Source organism: Pantoea sp. B65, assembly GCF_047308185.1.
In the GTDB taxonomy this organism is placed as follows: domain Bacteria; phylum Pseudomonadota; class Gammaproteobacteria; order Enterobacterales; family Enterobacteriaceae; genus Erwinia.
In genome coordinates, this window is record NZ_JAHXPU010000045.1 from 548066 (window position 1) to 568843 (window position 20778).

Sequence of the window (20778 nt, forward strand, 5' to 3'; positions counted from 1 at the left end):
AGCCTTGCTCCTTCCATGCTTCAGTGTAAAGGATATTCATCAATCGGCCCGCTCTGCCGATAAAGATAGGTGAGATTTTAAATCTTTCGTATCAGAAGAATAGCCGACCAGAGGCGCAGTAGTGAATGAACCTGAACTCAATTAAAACAGATGCCGTCTTTAATCATCATACGCGCGGGATTGTAAAGCGTCCCCTGATGCTAATGATACTGCTTCTCGCCTTTTTCTTTCTTGTGGCGCTTGCTGCTTTGCTGAGTTTTGCCAATGATCTCAATACCCACGCAGACCGGCAGAGCCAGCTGTTGCTGATGAAAGCACTGGAAAATCAGCAGGAAAATATGCGCGAAAACCTGACGGACAATGCCGAGTGGGGAGAGGCCTATAACAACCTTCATCGTCAGCTTAATCTGCACTGGGCATGGGAGGGGCAAAACCTCGGTGACTCAATGTACAAGACATTCAGCTATGAAGGGGTGTTTGTTATTTCTCCGGCCGGTAAAACCGTCTACAGCGTGTTGAATGGCCAGCTGTTATTGCAACCGCTGGAAAAATGGATGGGCATGGACCCATTAACGGAACTTCGCCCCGCGCTGGAGCACACAACGGGTAAAGCGGTATCACGGCTGGTCGTCTCCGGAGGACAGCTGACGCTGCTGGCTGCCGCATGGATCACGCCAGGTGGCGACAGTAGCGTTACCCTGGTCCCCGGGCCACCCTCGGTCATGGTGTTTGCACAACGACTTACCACGCAAAAACTGAATGAGATGGGGCGTGAATACGGTGTGCATGGCTTCCGGATGGGAGATATATCCTCGCGCCATATCGCCACCGGACAAGTCGGTTTTTTGCTGCCGGTCAGTGGAGGTAATGTGCGGCTCGACTGGCTGAGTGCTAATCCCGGAAGAGCGCTTCTGGTGTGGTTATTTCCTTTACTGATTTTGTTAATGCTGGCAACGCTTGCTCTGGCCTTTATGCTGATGCAAAACACCTTGCGTAAAGCCCGTCTTAATGATGAGAGCACCTTCCTGCTGGAACAGAGCAAGCAGGCGCTTTCCGCCAGCGAACGTCGTTTCCGCGATGTGGTGGAAACCACAACCGACTGGATTTGGGAAATGGATGACCGGCTGTGCTTTACCTGGATTTCTGAGCGGTTTTCGATCATTACCGGCTGCCGCATTTCCGAGTGGCTGGGACGTCCGCTGACGGATTTTTTACAGATTGGCACTCTTTCGGCATCGCAGATAACCGATTTACCACTAAGCGGTGGCCACCTGACGCTGAAACACTGCTGCTACTACTCCGCTCAGCAATATCAGCGCTATTGCACGATGGTGGTGAAGCGGGTTCAGGTTTCTGAGAATAAGACAGGTTTTCGCGGCACGGCAACCGATGTCACTCTGGAAGTGGAAGCACAGGAACGTGTGCGCTATTTGTCCAGCCATGACGAATTAACCGGCCTTCCTAACCGTTTAAGAATGAAAGAATTTCTTGAAGGGAAGCTGCGCGTACAGCCAACAACAGAGCATCCTCTGGTGATGATTATGGTTGATCTGGACAAATTCAAGCCGATCAACGACCTGTACGGGCATACCGCAGGCGATAAGGTGCTTAACGAGGTCTCTTCGCGCTTGCGCAACTGCCTGCGGGAGTCCGATCTGGTGGCACGGCATGGCGGTGATGAGTTTATTATTGTCCTGCCGGATGTGAGAAACCTTGAGGAGATTGAAACCCTCTGTCGCCGCATTATCCAGGAGATCAATCGTCCTTTCGACGTCTATAGCAACGAGATATTTATCGGCGCCAGCCTTGGCATTGCGCTGGCTCCCCAGGATGCACATAACGCTGCGGATCTGCTGCGGTTTTCCGATATTGCGCTTTATAAAGCCAAAAGTGCCGGACGCAATGGCTGGGTATTCTATCAGCGCGATATGGGCGAAAAAATCATCCAGCGCCGGGAAATGGAGAATGAACTCCGGGAGGCGATTCGCGATAATCAGCTACGCCTGGTCTATCAGCCCCGTTATGATATTAAGACTGCGCGTATTAATGCGGTTGAGGCATTGGTGCGCTGGGATCACCCGCGACACGGTCTGTTAATGCCTGACCAGTTTATCTCACTGGCGGAAGAAACCGGCCTGATTATCGCTCTCAGCGACTGGGTGCTGGCTGCTGCCTGCCGGGATACCCATCGCGACCTGCCGGGTCTGTCGGTGTCGGTGAACATTTCGGCGGCGGAGTTTCAGGATGGCGCGCTGCCCGGCAGGATCCGTACGGCGCTGGAAACATCAGGGCTGGAAAGTTCACGGCTGGAGATTGAAGTTACCGAGAATGCGATGTTACAGGATCCGGAAAAAACGCTGGAGGTGATGCGTCATGTCCGCAAAATGGGAGTGAAATTCCTTATCGATGACTTTGGCACCGGCTACGCTTCGCTGAATTATTTACGTACTTTCCCTTTTGACGGCATCAAGCTCGACAGATCCTTTATTATGCCGATGACTGATTCACCCAAAGCCCGGCAGATCGTTGAAAATATGATTGGGCTGGGGAAAGCCTACTCGATGGACGTTACGGCGGAAGGGGTGGAAACCCAGTTACAGCTGGAGCAATTAAAGCAGTTAGAATGTGATGGTCTGCAGGGATACTACATCGGCAGACCGATGACCACCGCGCAGATTATTAATCTGTTGTCCTGAGGTTAATCAACATTAAAAAAGCCGATAACTATACATGCTATCGGCTTTTTAATGCAGGGCAGCGCTGGGTGAATTAAGCGTTCAGCAGCTGTTGTGCGGTACTCTCAACCAGCGTCAGCAACACTTTAATATCATCGAGGCTAACCGTTGGGTTTAACAACGTCAGTTTCAGACAGGTGAGGCCATTAAACTCGGTAACCCCCACATTGGCACGTCCGGATGCCAGCAAAGCATCACCGATCTGTTGGTTAAGCAACGCAACCGCCGCATCATCACCCGCCGCCAGCGGCTGTGGACGATAACGGAACAGTACGCTGGCCAGCTGTGGCGGCATAACCAGTTCCAGCGACGCCTGCTCAGTAACATAGTGCGCAACCTGTTGTGCCAGGGTAACGCCATGGTCGATGATCTCTGCGTATTGCTTTTGCCCTAACGCTTCGAGGCCCATCCACAGTTTTAATGCATCAAAACGGCGGGTGGTCTGCAAAGATTTCGATACCAGGTTAGGAACCCCATGAGCTTCGTCAAACTCGGAATTCAGATAAGCCGCCTGGTAGCGCATCAGTTCATAGTGGCGGGCTTCTTTTAACAGGAAAGCACCGCAACTAATGGTCTGGAAGAATTGTTTATGGAAATCCAGGGTGATGGAATCCACCAGTTCAATACCATCCAGATAATCACGGTACTTGTCAGACAACAACAAGGCGCCGCCCCAGGCTGCATCCACATGCAGCCAGATCTGATGTTCTGCCGCCAGGGCGGCAATGGCGCGCAGCGGATCGATCGCGCCGGCATCAGTGGTACCGGCGGTGGCGACAATCGCCAGGATCTGTTCGTCATTGGCCTGCGCCTGCGCCACTTTTTCGGCTAAATCGTTCAGATCCATCCGCGCAAAACGATCGGTCTTGACCAGCGTAACGGACTGGTAGCCGAGGCCGAGTAAAGCCATGTTCTTTTGCACCGAGAAATGGGCATTTTCTGAACATAAGACTTTGATTTTTCTCAGGTTACCCACCAGACCATCTTGCTGGATAGAGTGCCCCTGGCGGGCGAAGAAAGCATCGCGCGCCAGCATCAGTCCCATCAGGTTACTCTGGGTACCGCCACTGGTGAACACCCCGGCATCGCCGGACTGATAGCCGACCTGGTTACGCAACCATTCAATCAGCTTCATCTCGATAATGGTAGCCGACGGACTTTGGTCCCAGGAGTCCATACTCTGGTTGGTCGCGTTAATTAACACCTCGGCAGCCTGGCTCACCACCAGACTTGGGCAATGCAAATGCGCGACGCACTGTGGATGATGCACCGACAGGCTGTCTTTTAAAAAGTACTCAATCGCACGTTCAATCGCCGCCTGGTTGCCCAGACCCTGCGGATTAAAATCCAGCGTAATACGTTCACGCAGTTCAGCAACGGTTTTGCCCTGATACATTTCAGGTTGTTGCAGCCACTGCACAACGGCCTGACTACTCTGTGCAATCGCTTGCTGGTATGCCTCGGTACTTTGTGCTGAGGCCGCCAGAATCGGGTTTAACCTGGACATCGCAGTAATTCACTCCACTCAGACAGGTTTGATGCCAGCTGCTAACAGGGCGTTTTCAAATTTATCCAGGAAGATCTCCAATTCATTATTGGTGATCAGCAAGGAAGGCAGCAAGCGCAAGACGCAACCATTACGTCCGCCACGCTCGAGGATCAGCCCGGCTTCGAAGCATTTTTTCTGCAGCAATGCGGACAGCTGACCATCAGCAGGGTAGCAACCCATATGATCCTGCGGCTGATAAGGTTTAACAATCTCAATACCAATCATTAAGCCCAGGCCACGAACGTTGCCGATCACCGGGTAACGTTTCTGCAGTTCAGCCAGTTTAGCTTTCAGCCATTCACCCTGAGCGGCGACTTTTTCAGCAACCTGATGATCGTTAAGATACTGCAGGGTGGTCAGGCCGGTAGCCATCGCCAGCTGGTTGCCACGGAAAGTACCGGTATGGTGACCTGGTTCCCATGCGTCAAACTGTTTTTTGATACCCAATACGGCTAATGGCAAACCGCCGCCAACCGCTTTGGACATTACGATAATATCGGGCTCGATACCGGCATGTTCAAAGGCAAACAATTTACCGGTACGGGCAAAGCCAGCCTGAACTTCGTCGATAATCAGCAGAATGCCGTGTTCCTGCGTCACTTTACGAATACGTTGCAGCCACTCGACAGGAGCCGGGTTAACGCCACCTTCACCCTGAACCGCTTCCAGAATGACCGCCGCTGGTTTGCGTACGCCACTCTCGACATCATTGATCAGGTTTTCAAAATAATAAGTTAATGCTTTCACCCCGGCTTCGCCACCAATGCCCAGCGGGCAACGGTACAGGTGCGGATAAGGCATAAACTGGACTTCAGGCATCATGCCGTTGACGGCTTCTTTCGGTGACAGGTTGCCGGTTACCGCCAGCGCGCCATGGGTCATGCCGTGATAGCCGCCGGAGAAGCTAATCACGCCAGAACGGCCGGTGTATTTTTTTGCCAGCTTCAGGGCGGCTTCAACTGCATCGGCGCCAGAAGGGCCACAGAACTGCAGGCAATACTCTTTGCCCTGTCCTGGCAGCATAGAGAGCAAATAAGCTGAGAACTGATCTTTTAACGGCGTGGTCAGATCAAGGGTATGTAACGGCAAGCCGCTGGTAATGACATTTTGGATGCTTTGCAGTACATCAGGATGGTTATGTCCAAGCGCCAGCGTTCCCGCACCGGCAAGGCAATCAAGATATTGATTATTCTCAACGTCGGTGATCCAAACGCCCTGGGCTTTCGCAATGGCTAATGGCAATTTACGTGGATAACTCCTGACATTCGATTCAAATTCAGCCTGTCTGGCTAAATAGGTTTCATTGTTTCCATTTAATGAATTCGCATCTAAAGTATCAATACGGACTTTATCCGTCATCATATCTCTCCTACAACCGGGGTCTCGGAACACCGATTGAATAATTGAATTTAAGCACAGTGAGTTTAAGCGCGGCCAATATAGGGGTTTTTAGTCCGCTACTCAATAATTTATTTTGTTTAGATTTGTTATCTCTTTTCCCGGTGAATCAATGCATTGCTGATTTAGTAACCGATCATGCTGCGATAACCGTGTCGGATGGTGATTAATAAGGAAGGTTGAGTTAAGTCAGCCAGTAGCCACGGTTCAGGCGCAGCGAAATCCCCGGCGTTGGTTGCCGAATCTGGGCGAATTCTGCGGCCCTCAACTACTGCCAGAATCGCAGAATTCACGTAGCGCGATCACTTGGTGAATTAATTTTATTATTCAAATAGTTAGATAAGGGAAGGTGGGTAGTATTGATAATGGCCAGCGTCATCAGCCAGAGTTGATGACGCCGTTTCGTTGCTCAAAGCAGGTTATCGCCAGGCGGGAAGGGAGGTTAACGCTGTTCCTCGCGAATAATTAAACGTCCTGTTATCCACAGCTGAACGGTTTTGATCATAAGCAGAGCGATAACAAGATTAGATGCAATAAACAGCGGGAATGACATCCAGTATAGTGCCCCGCCAGGTGTGGCATGCCCCAGCCGGATCGAGGTTGTGGCCAGTGACGCAACACCGAATGAGAAACTCCAGAAGGCCGGGTTAAAGGGCTGGGAACAGTACCAGGGAATTAGTCTTATCATAAACAGCATCTGTAAAAGGCCATAGCCGAACAGTAATTTGGCAAAAATATCGGCCTGGCCACCATTGACGCTTAGCCAGGCGCTGCAGGCCACAAAAGCCGGAGCCATCTGAATTCCGAGCGAGGTACGCACAGCCGGAGACATCTCATCAAGATTACGAAGCCGGCTGAGGCAACAGGACGATTGCCTCTGATTCCGCGGCAATTAATTGTTGCTATATAGTGACAATAGAGTTTAAATAAGAAAATTGTAGCTATATAGCAACGCTGAGGGCGCTATGTTACCTGGTATGAAAGCCATCGGAGTGAAATGCCTTGAAAGACGTAAAGCCTGCAAGTGGACGCAACTGGATGCCGCGTCGCGGGCTGGTGTACACAGAACCGTGATTTCTGAAATTGAGAACGGTGTTTATACCGGTTCACTGAAAGCACTGACGCTCTATCTGACGGCGATGGGTCTGACATTAACTGTCCAGTCGTCAGGTTTACCGCAGCTGGATGAACTTGAGGCATTGTTTGATGATGACTGATCTGAGAGAACTCTCCCGTCCGGTCCGCCAGATTGAGGTATACAGCCGGGATGAGTATTGCGGCAGACTGCTTCACGAGCATGGCAGCTATAACTTTAGCTATGCTGCAGCGGACAGCCGGCGCGTATCGCTGACCATGCTGCCTGAACGCCGGATGGGCTATAACGGCAGCCGACTGTTTAATATCTTTGAGATGAATATCCCGGAGGGATACGTTCGCTACCATATTGCCGAACGTCTGCGTCGCTACGCGGGAAACGTCTCGGATATGTTGTTTCTGGCACTGCAGCAGGATACCGGTATCGGCGCGCTGTCTTACGTTAGCGATATCGATTTACCTCGTCCTTCACCGGAGAAACTGGATGATCTGCTGAAGTGGGATCACCGGGAGAGCGCGTTTGAATACCTACTTAACAAATACTTGCTGCAGACCACCATCTCCGGTGTGCAGCCAAAAGTGATGATCAGCACCGAGGGCAGGGGGACAGTACTCTATCCTAATCTGATCGCCAAAACCGGTGATGAAGAGTATCCACGGCTGGCTGAAAACGAATTCATCTGCATGTCTCTGGCTAAAGCATGCGGGTTACCGGTGGCTGATTTTTGGCTTTCCGATAACAAAGAGCTGTTTATTACCGAGCGCTTCGATATTGCCGGCAACCGGCGTTTTGCGATGGAAGATTTTTGTGTCCTGGCCGGTAAGACATCCGATCATAAATACAGCGGATCCTATGAAACCGGCGCGAAAATCGTCAGCCTGTTTACGCGCGATCAGTCACAGGTAGAACGCTACTGGCGCTACGTACTGTTCAGCTGCATGATAGGCAACGGAGACGCGCATCTGAAGAATTTCTCCCTACTGTATGACGCTGAGGGAGAACCGACGCCAACATTATCTCCGTTGTACGATGTGGTTAATACCCATATTTATCCCACTACTGACAAACAACTGGCGCTGAAACTGAATAAAAGTAAAACGTTTCCCGATCGGGATGGGCTAATCAAATTTGGCCGCGATCTGAAAATCATTAAACCCGCCAGCGTGCTGGAGGAGTTTGCCGATCTGATCAGCGATCAGCTGGCTAATCCGGCGCTCTTCGCTGACTATCCGCAAATCCATCAGGCCATCAGCGATGCTTTAACCAGAAGCGTTGCGACTAATAATGTGTTTGTAAATACCGACGTTAAACGCCCCAAAAAACGCAAAACCGATTCTTTGTTGTGATTTTTCTCGTGCCTCCGGGTGCATTCCGCGGCATGGGATGGATAGTGCCAAAATATCAGACTAGCTACCCCAGCGACTTCTCAGGTAACTGACCGCTTGCTGGGTCTGCGGCTGATTAAGATAGTTCTCCCTGAACAGAATAGTGCCGTTAATTTGCGGCATCGACTCGTTCAAATCGAGCTGCTTTTTCAGCTCCGGCACGCCACCATTGATCGTCCAGTCTGGTTCATTCTTTGAAGGTTCACCCACTTTGTATAGTGCCACGCCAATATAGAGGCGGGTGTTTGTCGGTTTCACCACATTCGCCCACCATTTTGCCAGCACATCATAACGGGCAGCATCACGGGAGAAAGGCCAGTACAGCTGCGGGGCAATATAATCCAGCAACCCCTGTTGCACCCAGCGACGGGTATCGGCATAAGCTTCATCATATGCCGCCGCGCCGCGCGTATCGGAGCCTGCCGGATCGTGCGACAGATTGCGCCACACGCCAGCAGGACTGACGCCAAATTCAACGTTGGGTTTCAGCTGTTTAATGGTGCGTGACACCTGTTCAATCAGCTGCTGAGTGTTGTGCCGCCGCCAGTCGGCTTTTGACGCAAATCCCTGGCCATATTGCATAAAGGTCTGGCTGTCGTTGAGGCTGGAGCCGGGTGACTCGGTATAGAAGTAGTCATCGAACTGCACACCGTCCACCGGGTAACGCGCAACGACTTCGGCAACGATACTGGTGATCCAGTCCCGCGCCTCCGGAATGCCGGGGTCGAGCACAAAGCGATCGCCGGCGGTGCGGATCCAGTCACGACGCAACACAAATACGCTGGCCGGATGCAACGATAATGTGCGGTTCAGTTCGGCAACGGTTGTGGGTTTGGTGTTGACCGAGACCCGGTAGGGATTAAACCAGGCATGGACTTTCATGCCACGCTTGTGCGCTTCATCCAGCATAAACTGCAGCGGATCGTAGCCAGGATCCTCGCCAATATTGCCCGTCAGCATATCTGACCATGGCAAAATTTTTGATGGCCAGAGAGCGGTACCATCAGGTTTTACCTGGAAGAAGACGGTATTGATACCGAGACTTTTCAGTTTATCCAGCTTGTCGCTCAGCGCTTTTTGCTGCTGGTTAATGCGCATGGCAGTACTGCTGGCATTGACTGATGTCACCGGCGGCCAGTCGAGACGGGAGACGGTCGCCAGCCAGACACCGCGCACCAGTTCCGGCGCTTTTTGCTGAGAAGGCGCCGGCAGGGGCTGTTTAGCCACCGCAGGGAGCGGGGTGATCAGCGACCGCGGCGGCGCAGAGGAGCAACTGGCAAGTAAAAGAGCAGTGGCAAGCAGTACGCCTGGCTTTTTAACGTTAGCTACAGGGAGAAAGCTATGTGAACCGGCGATGATATGCTCCAGTGTTTTCTGGTAGTCGCTGCAAAAGAAACATTCTCGTATTATTCGAATTTAAGTCAATACTTTAGACAGTGCGGCAGGAAATGGCGTTGATTAAGCGCCGGATTCCCGGCAAGTTAAATATTAACGGTAAAGTGATCGGTAACAGGGAGCATGGCGATGCAGGATCGATTTTACTGGATTAATCAACCGCAGCAGTGGAGTCAGAACGCGGGGGAATTGAAGGTGGTGACAGACACCGGAACCGATTTCTGGCTGAAGACCTGGTACGGTTTTGAGCGATTTTCCGGACATGCATTTGTCACCGATGTTGTCGGTGATTTTACTTTTCAGGTTCGTGTGCGCGCGGGTTTCTCTGCGCTGTATGATCAGGCCGGAATTTTTTATCTGGCTGATGAACAGCACTGGCTGAAAGCCGGGATAGAGTTTAATGATGGCGCACCTGCGATCGGCAGCGTGCTCACTCTGGGTCAGTCAGACTGGGCCACGGGTATCTTTTCCGGAGATCCTGCTGATTTCTGGCTTCGCTTGAGTCGCAAGGGAGACGCACTGCGTTTGCAGTATTCAGCAGACGGTCTGACGTGGCCACTGCTAAGGCTCTGCCATTTTCCTGCTGATCAGCGCGGTGCCGTGGGAGTGATGTGTTGTACGCCTGAACGCAGTGGTCTCGAAGTCTGCTTTTCAGATGTTAAATTGCAGCCGCTGTTGGAAAAGAGTTTGCATGATCTGAGCTGATCAGGAGAGCAGCAGAAGATTTTGCCGACAAAGGGATAAAGACCCGGAAAGCGATAATGGTACCGCCCAATATGAATGCTTAAAGAGTAGGGCAATCCCCTTTTTTTTGCCGCTGCAGCGTGAATTCTGGCCCACTGGGATACTGTCAAAATCACAGAATTCACGTAGCGCGATCATTTTGTTTTTATCCTTATTATTCATGTAGATAGATAAATGGAGGCATTTTGACTGATTCAGCACAGCTGTTGTCGTTAATTCAGGCGCTGGAAACCGGTCTGCATCAATATGCGATACGCAGTGATGCCGGGATGGTTAATCAGTTACTGCATAAGGATTTTCTCGAGACTGGCTGCTCGGGTCAGATTTACAACCGGGAGCAAAGTCTGTCGGTGCTGGCGGCAGAAACTTTTCAGTCAGAAATACAGGCCAGCGATTTTGCCTTAGCATTGCTTGCTGATGGCGTTGTATTACTGACGTACAAAAGTTTTCAGCAGGACGCCGCAGGGATAATCAGCAAGCGAGCATTGCGCTCATCAATCTGGATGATGTCGGAAGATGCTAACTGGCAGATGCGTTTCCATCAGGGAACACCGGCAGCAGACTAAATGAAGAAGAGGGGTTACCCTCACTGTAATTGCCAGGAGCGGACGTAGCTAACTAGTCTGAGCTACCACTACAGACAGTGAGTCCAACGGCCCGGATATACCCCTCATATGAATGCATAATTAACTCCTGAAGGTCTGGGAATTTGTCCGCCCCCATTCGGATGTAATACATAATTCGAAAATTCATCTCTGTTAAGCGTAAAACAGCAGTGTAAAACCCGCCGAGAACATGATAGACAGCATCGTGGCCATCAACCCTGGAAGAATAAATGGATGATCGATAATTCGGATGCCTAAACGGGTTGAACCCGTATCATCCAGTGCCACTGCCGCCAGCAACGTCGGGTAGTTCGGCAGAATAAACAGGGACGCAGTCGCGGGAAAACAGGCGACCAGCGTGTCGGGAGTAATTCCTATCCCCAGAGCCAGCGGGAAGAGTATTTTTGTTGATGCGGCCTGCGAATAAAGAAAGCACGATACCAGCATAATAATCAGCGCTAACAACAGCGGCGAGTCTGACAGATAGTCGGACACCTTGTTTTGCATCCAGACTTGATTACTGTCCATAAATGTTGAACCTAGCCAGGCCACACCGAGTATACAGATGCAGGAGGTCATGCCGGTTTTAAAGATGGATGTCGCTGGAATATTATGTACGTTGACACGACAAAAAATAACGATCATCAGCGCGACCGCCATCATGACGGAAATACGGACCTGCCCGCTATTCAACACCGGGTGCGCAATCAACCCCGCTCTTGGGCTGCTGATCATGGCGTATAACAGCACCGCGACCAGGCCTACGATAAAAATCAGCACTGAGCGTTTGGCTCCAGGGGGAATACTACCAACCATGGTCTGCGTAGAGACGCTGGGAGCGTCCGCGCTCAGTTGGTCGGTTTGGCGGATGTTATCCCAGACCAGATAAAAGAGAGATGTACACAGCAGAGCTAAAAAAGTGGCGGGTATCATCACAGAGATAAGCTCCAGATACCCCCATCCCTGATGGCTTTTTTCGAGTATCCCGGCGAAAAAAATCACCGCGGCGGAAATGGGCGAGGCAACAATGCCCAGCAGCGAGGCGACAACCGAAATAGCCAACGCTCGGGTAGGGCGAAGCCGGTTCTCCTTTGCGACCCCCACAATAATCGGCATACAGGCAAATGACACTTGCCCCGTGCTGGCCATCATCGTCAACAACCAGGTGGAAAGCGGCGCCGTGATAACCAGTAAACGCGGCGCCCGCCGCAACACGCGCTCGGTTAACATCACCAGATAGTCGATCCCGCCAGCCTCCTGCATTGCTGCAATGGCGACGATCACCACCATAATAAAGACGATGACCAGCATCGGGAGGTCGCCGGGCGTAGCCCCGATGGTGCAAAGCACGATGACCCCGGCGCCACCCGCAAACCCCACGCCAATACCTCCGACCCGCATCCCCAGATAGAGAAAAAACAGAACAACAATAAATTGCAGCAATATCACGTGAGGCCTCCTCCGCAGGGCATGCGGTTTCCACTAGTCAGGATACGTTGGTGTAGACGGGGTTTGCTGAATATGGGTTATCGTCGACCTCAGCAATAACAGGATTTACCAGGCTACCAATCTGCGATATCTCGACCTCCACCACATCCCCCGGCCACAGGAAAAGAGGCGGATGACGTTTTTTCCCGACGCCGCCTGGCGAGCCGGTCAGAATGACATCACCAGGTGACAGGGCGCTAAATGTACTGATGTAGGCGATCAGTATATCTATCGAGTGGATCATGCTGTGGGTATTGTCGTGTTGCACCTCGCGACCGTTGAGTCGGGTGATGATCTCCAGGTTCTGCGGATCGGAGATCTCATCTGGAGTGACCAGCCAGGGGCCGAACCCACCGGTTGCGGGCCAGTTTTTTCCTGCGGTAAACCAGGTGTGCTGCCAGTCCCTGACCGAACCATCCATATAGCAACTGTATCCGGCGATATAGCCACGCGCCTGGTCCGCGGGAATATGCGAACCGTGCCGGCCAATCACCAGCGCCAGCTCCCCTTCATAGTCGAACTCGTTACTACGGGAGGGCTTGATTAGCCCGCAGCGGTGCCCGGTCTGGGAGTCGGCAAAACGAATGAAGAGCGTCGGGTCGGGATCCTGCTCGTTAAATTCAGCTCTTTTTTCCTGATAGTTCATCCCGGCGCAGATGATTTTATTTGGTCGGGTGATCACCGGTAAAAAGTCTATCTGATCGAGCGAATAGTCCGCCTTCTTCCCCAGTAGCATCCCCTGATTCAGTTGCTGCAGATGGGGCAGGAACGACCGTAGGTCGGGGCACTCCGGGAAGAAAGGGTATAAATCAATAATCCCATCGGGGGCGATCAGACCGTACTTTTCGTGACCATCAACGGAAAAACTCAGTAGTTTCATCGTTCACCTTACCTGAGGTTAGATTGTTTATTTTATGCGGGCCATCTGGCCGGTATGTGTACTGCCGCTATCATCTCTAGGGAGACAGTTCCTCCAGAATGGCTCCTCGGGTTTCGATACCGAAAAGCATCGTGATGACCCCACCGGTAAGGGCGACCGCCGCAAATAAAAAGAAAACGTATTCCACCCCTGGTCCGGCAACAATTAGTCCGACCAGCAGGGTGCCGAGGGTGGATCCTGCCCGCAACCAGGCGCTGCCAAATCCGGTACCAATGGCGCGCAGGCGAGTGGGATACAGTTCGGCGGAGTAGAGGTAGAGCGAAAAAGTGACGGTCTGCATAATGGCGTATGACAGACTGGTGAAAACCAGCACCACAATAGCACTGGACGCACCACTTTCTCCCAGGATCAACAGCGAGAGGGCTGAGAGGAAAAATGCTGTGCTGTACCAGCGTTTACGTCCGGTACGGTCAATCAACAACGCGCAGGCAAACGACGCCGCGACGCCGGCGGACGAGGTTATCCAGCCATAGGCCAGACTGAGCGGGATAGATAAGTGAAATGCGCTACGGTACAGGGTCGGCAGCCAGGTAATCATGCCGTTATTAACAAGATAAGCGCTGACCCATAATCCCCAGAGCATCAGAGTGCGTTTCAGATAGATACCGGAAAAGAGCTCGTGCCATCCCATCGAGGTATCGACTGGTGCCGCAAAGGTCTTCACCACCGGAGCTTCCAGGGTACCACCGCGACGGATCACTTCATCCTCCAGGCTACGGATAATTTGGTCTGCATCGGCTATTCGATTTTGACTGATTAGCCAGCGCGGCGATTCAGGCATCAGCCAACGAAGTGGGGCCGCGATCATCGGCGGGATCAGGCCCACCCAGAACATGGCTTTCCAGCCATATTCTGGCACCAGAAAGTAGCCAATGATCCCGGCGAACATTAGACCGATCGGGAAAATCACTTCATACAGTAAAAAGAAGCGGCCACGTTTTTTGGAACCGATAAATTCATTGATATAGGCGCTGGCGACCGGGACTTCCGCACCGATGCCAATCCCCTGAAGGAAGCGAATAATCAGCAGCGACCAGCCATTCCAGGCCAGCAGGCAGGCAGCACTCATCGTGACAAACATGACAATCGTTATTTTCAGAACGCTCAGGCGTCCTGTTTTCTCTGCCAGCGACCCAAAAAAAATAGCGCCAACAAGCTGGCCTGCGTAGCTGGCGGCGATAATGAGACCCACAAAAAGGGGAGAGAGATGCCATTGGCTGATGAGTTCTGGCATCGCGAAGGCAATCGCCAGCACCGTGTAGGAGTCAAAAAAAGTGGAAATACCGGTAACAAGACGAATAAAAACTAATTTTCGGGTAACAGGAATGCGTTCTATACGGGCAACCAGTTCGGCAGCACCTGTCGCAGTATCGGCGGCAGATCGACTGGCATTCAGGACCAATGTTGACATGGTATACCTTCCTGGATGACCGGGGCAAAGGTGTATAACCGTCGACCCGGATATACAGAGTTGTCGTCTTATGTATTGTTTTAGAAAAGCGGGTCACGCTCATCAGTTTAAGGCGTGGCGGTCTACCGTGTGCAGACAGTAGACCCGTGGTGGTCGGTCCGGATGAGAGAGCAGCATTCACGCTGGAAGGGTGATAACTGAATGCTGCTTTTTCAACGCGTTTCCGGCAATTAGCCTACTCTCGGCAGTTCTGATGCGCGGATAGCAGCATGGATCTCTTCTTCTGCACCCTGTTCCAGTGGGAGCAGTGGCGAACGCACGGTGGCGTGTTCCAGAATCCCACGAGCAACAAGTGCGTGTTTTAAGGCAACGGTGCCTTCCATATGTGAGCCACGGTGGTAAACGCTTTTGGTCACCGGCAGCAGACGATCGTGGACCGCACGTGCTTTCTTATAATCACCGGCTTTCCCTGCATTGATCATTTCGATCAGCGCTTCTGGCGCGATATTTCCGTAACCAACCAGGAAGCCGTCAACATCGAACGCAGTATGCAGCAGGTATTCATCGTGGCAGGTGAGAATCTGCAGATCCGGGCGTTCTCGGCGGATCACAGGAATTTCTGTATCCCAGCGGCGCATGTTGCGGACGCCATTTTTCATCGCGAACACTCCAGGTTGTGCGGAGATATCAAGCAGGGTTTTCAGGTTATAGGTCGCTTTAGTGACGTCCGGATACTGGAACAGGATCAGTGGAAGACCACTCTCTTCGTACACTACACGATAGCGGTCCTGCGGCGCGCCATCCTGATAGCCAAAACGCAGCCAGCCGTGGGATGGGTAGAGCAGACCCGCAGACGCCCCGGCGGCAACGGCACGTTTCGCTTCCAGCGCGGCGACTTCAGTCCCTTCGCCAGTGATACCTGCGATGATTGGCAGTTTACCATCCACGGATTTAACAAATGCGCGGATAACCGCTGCCTGTTCATCCTGAGTCAGGAAGGTACCTTCACCGGCGTGACCCAGCACGACCAGACCTTTGACGCCGTCGATGCTACCCAGCCAGCTGCCCAGGCGCTGAATGGCATCAAAATCGATGCTGCCATCACGATTGAACGGGGTAACCGGTGCTGGAGTCAAACCTCTGAGATCGATATTAATCATGACTATCTCCTTGATGAACATAATTTTTGTGTTTGAGTGATGAGTACTTGAAACGCGTTTGAAATCGTTTCTGCAATCGTTTTCACGTGTTTGAATTTGAACCCCAAAAATCTTTACGTCAATTGTCCGTTGGTTATAAATGCGGCGTGGGTCACAAAATAAAAGGATAAACTCGGGGGCTGAGAAGGCGATCGCAGATTTCAATTCTCAGATTACAGGTTATGGGCAGCTGCATCACAGGGCGTGATGCAGCCAGGTTGTAAGCCGGTTACTTATTTAATGATACTGTTGATTTTCTTGGGATAAGTGTCGGTGCTACCGCACGCAAACGCTGGCGGTTTTCATCGTTAATCAGCATATCGACGGCATTGCTGGCGATATGTTCTAGCGGGGTTCGTACCGACGTCAGTGCCACCGGTAAACGACTCACCAGCGGGATATCATTGTAGCCTACCAGCGACAACTCCTGGCCAATAGTGATACCTCGATGGTGCGCGGCGGCCACCACGCCAATGGCTATTTCGTCATTGACGGCAAAAATGGCACTAGGAGGAGGCGTGGTGCTGAGTATCTGCTCTCCAGCTTCTTCACCCGACTGGATGTTAAAATCGGATGAGTAGCACCATTGCGGCTGGATCTCCAGACCTACCTCGCGCATGGCTTTTTCAAAACCTTTTCTTCGGTTGAGGGCGTTGGAGGCGAAATCAGGCCCTCCAATGAGGCCGATATTTTTATGACCTAAATCAATCAGATGACGGGTCGCCAGATATCCTCCCAGCTCGTCGTCCCCAACGGAAGATAAGCTGATACCGTCGGTTCGCAGCACCAGCACGTGGGGAATATCCCGTTCCCGCAGCGTTTGGGGCAGGGGATCGTCCAGCCGACAGGTCGACAAAATGAGGCCATCGACGCGGCGGTCCAGCAGAGATTCTACGGATTCACGCTCCTGGTCAGGGTCATCTCCACAGGTCGCCACGACCGCAAAATAGCCACGGCGAGCGGCAGCACGGGCGATTTCTTCGAAGAGCATCGCAGTGACCGCATCGGTCAGCCGTGGGACCAGAACCCCAATAGTGCCGGTTCCTCCGCGACGTAAACTGGAGGCGACATAATCCCGCCGGTATCCCAGTTCACGCGCAACCTGGCGAACTTTTTCGGCAGAGGCGCTTCTCGAAGGCGGAAGTCTTTCATCCAGTATACGTGAGACGGTCGACACGCTGACGCCAGCCGCACTGGCAACATCCCGCATGGTTATCAGTCTTTTTTCTGAGTGATCCTGCTCTTCACTGTCCTGGTCCATATCTGACTCCGGAGATTAAATTTGCCCGAAAGGCTCCGCCTTAAACTGGCCACGAGAGAATGAGTAACTTTATAAAATGTTACGGCAATTTTCGATACTGACAAAGAAATGGTTACGTATTCTGCTTTCTCTGTGCAGGGATATCGGGTACGTAATGGTGAATCTGATGACCGCATGCCAATGCCAGGATTGTTTTTTTTCACATTCATATTGGACTTTTGGAGTGCTATCACACTTTTTTTGTCTCATCTGTCGGGAATGTGAACTGGATATCAATTGTTCATTTTGTTGAATTGACATCTCCTCTTAATCCGCTGACGATTATTACACGTGAAAACGATTGCAGAAACGTTTTCATTTATTTTTTTGTGGTGTACAAATTCCCTACAATAACTGCAAGTGAATACCTGCCTGTCTGTGTAACATGGGCATCATTCGTTGTCTTGCATGTATGCCCCGGTAAATCAATCAACAGGGTATCACTATGTCAACTCAGGTTTTTGCTTCTGATAATATTATTACCAGTCACTCTGAGACTAAATCGGCAGAGTTACTGGCCAGACTTGAGCGGTTACCTATCACGCGACGGCTTTTGGCCATCCGTGTGATAGTCGGATTATCAACGTTCTTTGATGCTTACACGATTATTGCTATTGCCTTTGCGTTACCTCAACTCACCCAGGAGTGGGGGCTTACCCCGACGTTTGTTGGCCTTATTATTGCCGCAAGCTATGTCGGACAATTATGCGGGGCGCTTTTTTTTGGCTCACTGGCGGAAAAAATTGGTCGTATTGGCGTGCTACGTATCACCATTATCATGTTTGTGGTGATGGATGCCGCCTGCCTCTTTGCCTGGAACGGCTGGTCAATTCTGGTGATCCGTTTCCTGCAGGGGCTCGGCATTGGAGCTGAAGTCCCGGTCGCCAGCGCTTATATCAATGAGTTTGTCGGGGCAAAAAAACGCGGCCGATTTTTCCTGTTGTATGAAGTTATTTTTCCCATCGGTATGATGTTTGCCGGTCTGGTCGGCTTTTTTCTGGTGCCGATTTATGGCTGGAAAGTCATGTTCCTGATTGGGCTGATCCCCTCTGCTTTAACGGTGCCTCTGCGTTGGCTGATGCCGGAATCACCGCGATGGTTAACGGCCAAAGGTCGTCAGGCGCAGGCCGAGAAAGTTGTCGCTATGTTTGAAGATGAGGCAATTCGTCGCGGCATGGAATTGCCGGAGCCGTTCATTAAACCGGTTGCAGCACAGGCATCGTCAGAGACCGGCGTCAAAGCGCTGTTCTCCGGGATGTATAAGTCGCGGACATTTATGCTATGGGGACTGTGGTTAACGGTCTATACCGTTAATAACGGGATGATTACCTGGTTCCCGACGATGTATAAAACTTTATTCCATCTTCCCCTGGAAACCAGCTTAGCCTACGGCTGGATTACCTCCTCCTGCGGGGTTATTGCGTCGGTGGTGTGTGCCTTCCTGATTGATAAAGTTGGCCGTAAACGCTGGTATTCATGGGCGTTTATGTTAGCGATCATTCCGTTAATTATGCTCTGTGTATTGGGGGCTAAATCGGCCATCGAAATATTGATTCTTGGCAGCATGACCTACGCCATTTTGCAGACGGTCGCCTTTTCGTTGTACCTCTATTCTGCCGAATTGTATCCGACACGTTTGCGAGCTATCGGGACAGCATTCTCCAGCGCCTGGTTGCGCGCCGGTTCCTCGATAGGGCCTCTGCTGGTTGGCTTTATTGTCTCTGGCTTCGGTATACGGTTTGTGTTTATCGCTTTCGCCGTGATTGCCCTAACGGGTGGGCTGGTGACGCTGCTGTTTGCGGTGGAGACTAAAGGTAAATCACTCGAGGAGCTGTCACCGTAGCGTAAGCCCGTATAATTTTGTCAGTCCCGAAGAATAAAGAACCTATCACTACCGTGTTATCAGTCAGCGTACTCATCCACAGATATTTTTGTGGATGAGCCGTCGGCTGCCTACATTCTGAGAAAAAGGTCGAGAAATGATATATTTAAAATTACAATATTATTGTTTTTTTTGTTTCTTATGCTTTTCTGCTTCATTATTTGCCAGTGATTCACCTTTCTCCGCGACCGGTCAACATATGACCGGCGACTGGGGGGGATATCGTGGCGACCTCAAAAATAAAGGCTATGACTTTACGTTAGAATATGGCTCGATGCTGGCCTCAAATATTTCCGGCGGATATAACCGAAATAAAACGGTGCGTTATAGCGACCAATATATTATTGGTGTCGATATGGATCTGCAGAAAATAGCCGGTATAGCCAATGGTCAATTTAAAATGTCGGTCGTCGATCGTAACGGTAGTGATTTAACCAAGGACCGGATTCAGGACCCGCGAGCGCCAGTGATGGGGTCAACGGTCAACAGTAACTATGGTCGTGGCCAGACCTGGCATGCCGCGCAGTTCTGGTATCGCCAGTCGTGGTTCGATAACGCGTTGGATCTTAAAGCCGGCCTGATACCGGTGGGGGAGGATTTTGACAATAACGGCTGTTATTTTCAGAACCTGTCACTGTGTGGATCGCTTGCGGGCCACGGGAATAGCGCGTGGTATAACACCCCTATAGGGCAATGGGGGCTGCGGGTTCGTTACAATATGAGCGCGCAAACGTACCTCCAGACCGGGGCCTTTATGTACAACCCCAACTACGCCACCCGTAGCGGCAGCTTCCAGTTAGATAAAACCGGGCGCACCGGCAATATGTATCTGGTGGAATTGGGATATACCCCGCGGCTGGGTATCGAGCAACTTCCGGGAGCGTTCAAGGTGGGGGCTTGGTATAACACGGCAGATGCCAACGATGTACTGAAAGACAGTCATGGCGATGATTATGTACTTAGCAAACGTGCACCTGCAGTTCGTGACGGTCGCTATGGTGGTTGGGTCTCTTTACAGCAGCAGGTGACCCGAGAGCAGGGCAGCACAAATCGGGGATTATCGTTATTCTGGCACCTGGCAATGAACGATAAAGCGACGGCGACCATGGACTATCAGACGCAGATTGGCGCCGTGTATAAAGGCCTCTTTGACAGCCGTCCTCAGGACTATATCGGTCTTGGGCTCAGCAAAATGCATGCGAACGATCGGGTGGCGGAGCGAGCCCGCTTGCAGAACGAGCTCAAAGGGGCGGAGGATTATGACGATCCGATTTGGACGCCGGTTCGCGGCGCCGAGTACGCGGCGGAACTGCACTACAGCATCGCAGTAACGCCCTGGTTTACCTTACGGCCTAATGTGCAGTTCCTCAGCGGGCCGGGTGGTGTTAAAGAAGTCAAAGACGCGTGGGTTGTGGGCACGCAGATTACCCTCAAATTATAACGTTGAGGGCAAGCGAACAACCATGGCGACCGACGTCGTCATGGTTGTTAAGTCTGTGCCTGACTAACTAACACTGGCGTAATCAGGCTAAAACTGAAGGGAAACCGGTGCCGGGTAACAGTAAATGGATGGAGGACTAAATTTAACATAATATACATTATGCGCACCAAGATATGGTGCCAATTTGATAATGTCACTTTTTAGCGAGTT

General features: G+C 51.6%; 15 protein-coding genes and 1 pseudogene. 7 read left to right on the top strand and 9 right to left on the bottom strand.

Annotated features, from left to right (window positions below; genetic code table 11):
- Positions 1 to 197 precede the first annotated feature (197 nt).
- A complete protein-coding gene (locus JWF83_RS26490) occupies positions 198 to 2696 on the top strand; it encodes an EAL domain-containing protein (protein WP_413653495.1) in 2499 nt (832 codons plus the stop codon).
- Between the two features lie 73 nt (positions 2697 to 2769).
- Here JWF83_RS26490 and JWF83_RS26495 read toward each other — a convergent pair whose 3' ends face one another.
- The 3 genes and pseudogenes from JWF83_RS26495 to JWF83_RS26505 form a co-directional block, all read right to left on the bottom strand.
- Positions 2770 to 4242 (bottom strand): pyridoxal phosphate-dependent decarboxylase family protein, encoded by a 1473-nt coding sequence (locus JWF83_RS26495; RefSeq protein WP_413653496.1) that lies wholly within the window; start codon positions 4240 to 4242, stop codon positions 2770 to 2772.
- Positions 4243 to 4260: 18 nt separating this feature from the next.
- On the bottom strand, positions 4261 to 5643 hold the full coding sequence (locus JWF83_RS26500) for a diaminobutyrate--2-oxoglutarate transaminase (RefSeq protein WP_413653553.1): 1383 nt from the start codon (positions 5641 to 5643) through the stop codon (positions 4261 to 4263).
- A gap of 481 nt (positions 5644 to 6124) precedes the next feature.
- Positions 6125 to 6541: pseudogene (locus JWF83_RS26505) on the bottom strand (dicarboxylate transporter/tellurite-resistance protein TehA); the annotation flags it as partial.
- 118 nt (positions 6542 to 6659) lie between these two features.
- On the opposite strand from JWF83_RS26505, the gene JWF83_RS26510 reads away from it, so the two are divergent.
- Both JWF83_RS26510 and JWF83_RS26515 read left to right on the top strand, forming a co-directional pair.
- On the top strand, positions 6660 to 6899 hold the full coding sequence (locus JWF83_RS26510; RefSeq protein ID WP_413653554.1) for a helix-turn-helix domain-containing protein: 240 nt from the start codon (positions 6660 to 6662) through the stop codon (positions 6897 to 6899).
- Positions 6889 to 8124, top strand: a complete 1236-nt coding sequence (locus JWF83_RS26515; protein WP_413653497.1) for a type II toxin-antitoxin system HipA family toxin — start codon at positions 6889 to 6891, stop codon at positions 8122 to 8124. Before JWF83_RS26510 ends, JWF83_RS26515 begins: the two co-directional genes overlap by 11 nt.
- A gap of 60 nt (positions 8125 to 8184) precedes the next feature.
- Here the strand turns inward: JWF83_RS26515 and JWF83_RS26520 are convergent, their stop codons facing one another.
- Entirely contained in the window at positions 8185 to 9531 is a 1347-nt protein-coding gene (locus JWF83_RS26520) for a glycoside hydrolase family 10 protein (RefSeq protein WP_413653555.1), read from the bottom strand.
- Between the two features lie 156 nt (positions 9532 to 9687).
- Here JWF83_RS26520 and JWF83_RS26525 point away from each other — a divergent pair, with 156 nt between their 5' ends.
- Positions 9688 to 10263, top strand: coding sequence for a DUF1349 domain-containing protein (locus JWF83_RS26525; RefSeq protein WP_413653556.1), 576 nt, complete (start codon positions 9688 to 9690; stop codon positions 10261 to 10263).
- Between the two features lie 224 nt (positions 10264 to 10487).
- Positions 10488 to 10868 carry a DUF4440 domain-containing protein gene (locus JWF83_RS26530; RefSeq protein ID WP_413653498.1) on the top strand — a complete coding sequence of 127 codons (381 nt, stop codon included), beginning with the start codon at positions 10488 to 10490 and terminating at the stop codon, positions 10866 to 10868.
- Positions 10869 to 11060: 192 nt separating this feature from the next.
- Here the strand turns inward: JWF83_RS26530 and JWF83_RS26535 are convergent, their stop codons facing one another.
- The 5 genes from JWF83_RS26535 to JWF83_RS26555 form a co-directional block, all read right to left on the bottom strand.
- On the bottom strand, positions 11061 to 12356 hold the full coding sequence (locus tag JWF83_RS26535) for an anaerobic C4-dicarboxylate transporter family protein (protein WP_413653499.1): 1296 nt from the start codon (positions 12354 to 12356) through the stop codon (positions 11061 to 11063).
- A 37-nt stretch (positions 12357 to 12393) separates the two neighbouring features.
- A complete protein-coding gene (locus tag JWF83_RS26540; RefSeq protein WP_413653500.1) occupies positions 12394 to 13275 on the bottom strand; it encodes a fumarylacetoacetate hydrolase family protein in 882 nt (293 codons plus the stop codon).
- A 76-nt stretch (positions 13276 to 13351) separates the two neighbouring features.
- Positions 13352 to 14746 (bottom strand): MFS transporter, encoded by a 1395-nt coding sequence (locus JWF83_RS26545; protein WP_413653501.1) that lies wholly within the window; start codon positions 14744 to 14746, stop codon positions 13352 to 13354.
- 230 nt (positions 14747 to 14976) lie between these two features.
- Entirely contained in the window at positions 14977 to 15906 is a 930-nt protein-coding gene (locus JWF83_RS26550; RefSeq protein ID WP_413653502.1) for a dihydrodipicolinate synthase family protein, read from the bottom strand.
- A 268-nt stretch (positions 15907 to 16174) separates the two neighbouring features.
- Positions 16175 to 17206, bottom strand: a complete 1032-nt coding sequence (locus JWF83_RS26555; RefSeq protein ID WP_413653503.1) for a LacI family DNA-binding transcriptional regulator — start codon at positions 17204 to 17206, stop codon at positions 16175 to 16177.
- A gap of 484 nt (positions 17207 to 17690) precedes the next feature.
- Here JWF83_RS26555 and JWF83_RS26560 point away from each other — a divergent pair, with 484 nt between their 5' ends.
- Positions 17691 to 19088 (top strand): MFS transporter, encoded by a 1398-nt coding sequence (locus tag JWF83_RS26560; RefSeq protein ID WP_413653504.1) that lies wholly within the window; start codon positions 17691 to 17693, stop codon positions 19086 to 19088.
- Positions 19089 to 19326: 238 nt separating this feature from the next.
- Positions 19327 to 20568 carry a carbohydrate porin gene (locus JWF83_RS26565; protein WP_413653557.1) on the top strand — a complete coding sequence of 414 codons (1242 nt, stop codon included), beginning with the start codon at positions 19327 to 19329 and terminating at the stop codon, positions 20566 to 20568.
- Positions 20569 to 20778 lie beyond the last annotated feature (210 nt).

What these genes read in the sequence shown, in the direction of transcription:
- JWF83_RS26545 (WP_413653501.1), bottom strand. Translation starts at nt 14,746, where the DNA reads ATGTCAACATTGGTCCTGAATGCCAGTCGATCTGCCGCCGATACTGCG.
- JWF83_RS26515 (WP_413653497.1), top strand. Translation starts at nt 6,889, where the DNA reads ATGATGACTGATCTGAGAGAACTCTCCCGTCCGGTCCGCCAGATTGAG.
- JWF83_RS26500 (WP_413653553.1), bottom strand. Translation starts at nt 5,643, where the DNA reads ATGACGGATAAAGTCCGTATTGATACTTTAGATGCGAATTCATTAAAT.
- JWF83_RS26565 (WP_413653557.1), top strand. Translation starts at nt 19,327, where the DNA reads ATGACCGGCGACTGGGGGGGATATCGTGGCGACCTCAAAAATAAAGGC.
- JWF83_RS26540 (WP_413653500.1), bottom strand. Translation starts at nt 13,275, where the DNA reads ATGAAACTACTGAGTTTTTCCGTTGATGGTCACGAAAAGTACGGTCTG.
- JWF83_RS26525 (WP_413653556.1), top strand. Translation starts at nt 9,688, where the DNA reads ATGCAGGATCGATTTTACTGGATTAATCAACCGCAGCAGTGGAGTCAG.
- JWF83_RS26490 (WP_413653495.1), top strand. Translation starts at nt 198, where the DNA reads ATGCTAATGATACTGCTTCTCGCCTTTTTCTTTCTTGTGGCGCTTGCT.
- JWF83_RS26495 (WP_413653496.1), bottom strand. Translation starts at nt 4,242, where the DNA reads ATGTCCAGGTTAAACCCGATTCTGGCGGCCTCAGCACAAAGTACCGAG.
- JWF83_RS26550 (WP_413653502.1), bottom strand. Translation starts at nt 15,906, where the DNA reads ATGATTAATATCGATCTCAGAGGTTTGACTCCAGCACCGGTTACCCCG.
- JWF83_RS26560 (WP_413653504.1), top strand. Translation starts at nt 17,691, where the DNA reads ATGTCAACTCAGGTTTTTGCTTCTGATAATATTATTACCAGTCACTCT.
- JWF83_RS26510 (WP_413653554.1), top strand. Translation starts at nt 6,660, where the DNA reads ATGAAAGCCATCGGAGTGAAATGCCTTGAAAGACGTAAAGCCTGCAAG.
- JWF83_RS26555 (WP_413653503.1), bottom strand. Translation starts at nt 17,206, where the DNA reads ATGGACCAGGACAGTGAAGAGCAGGATCACTCAGAAAAAAGACTGATA.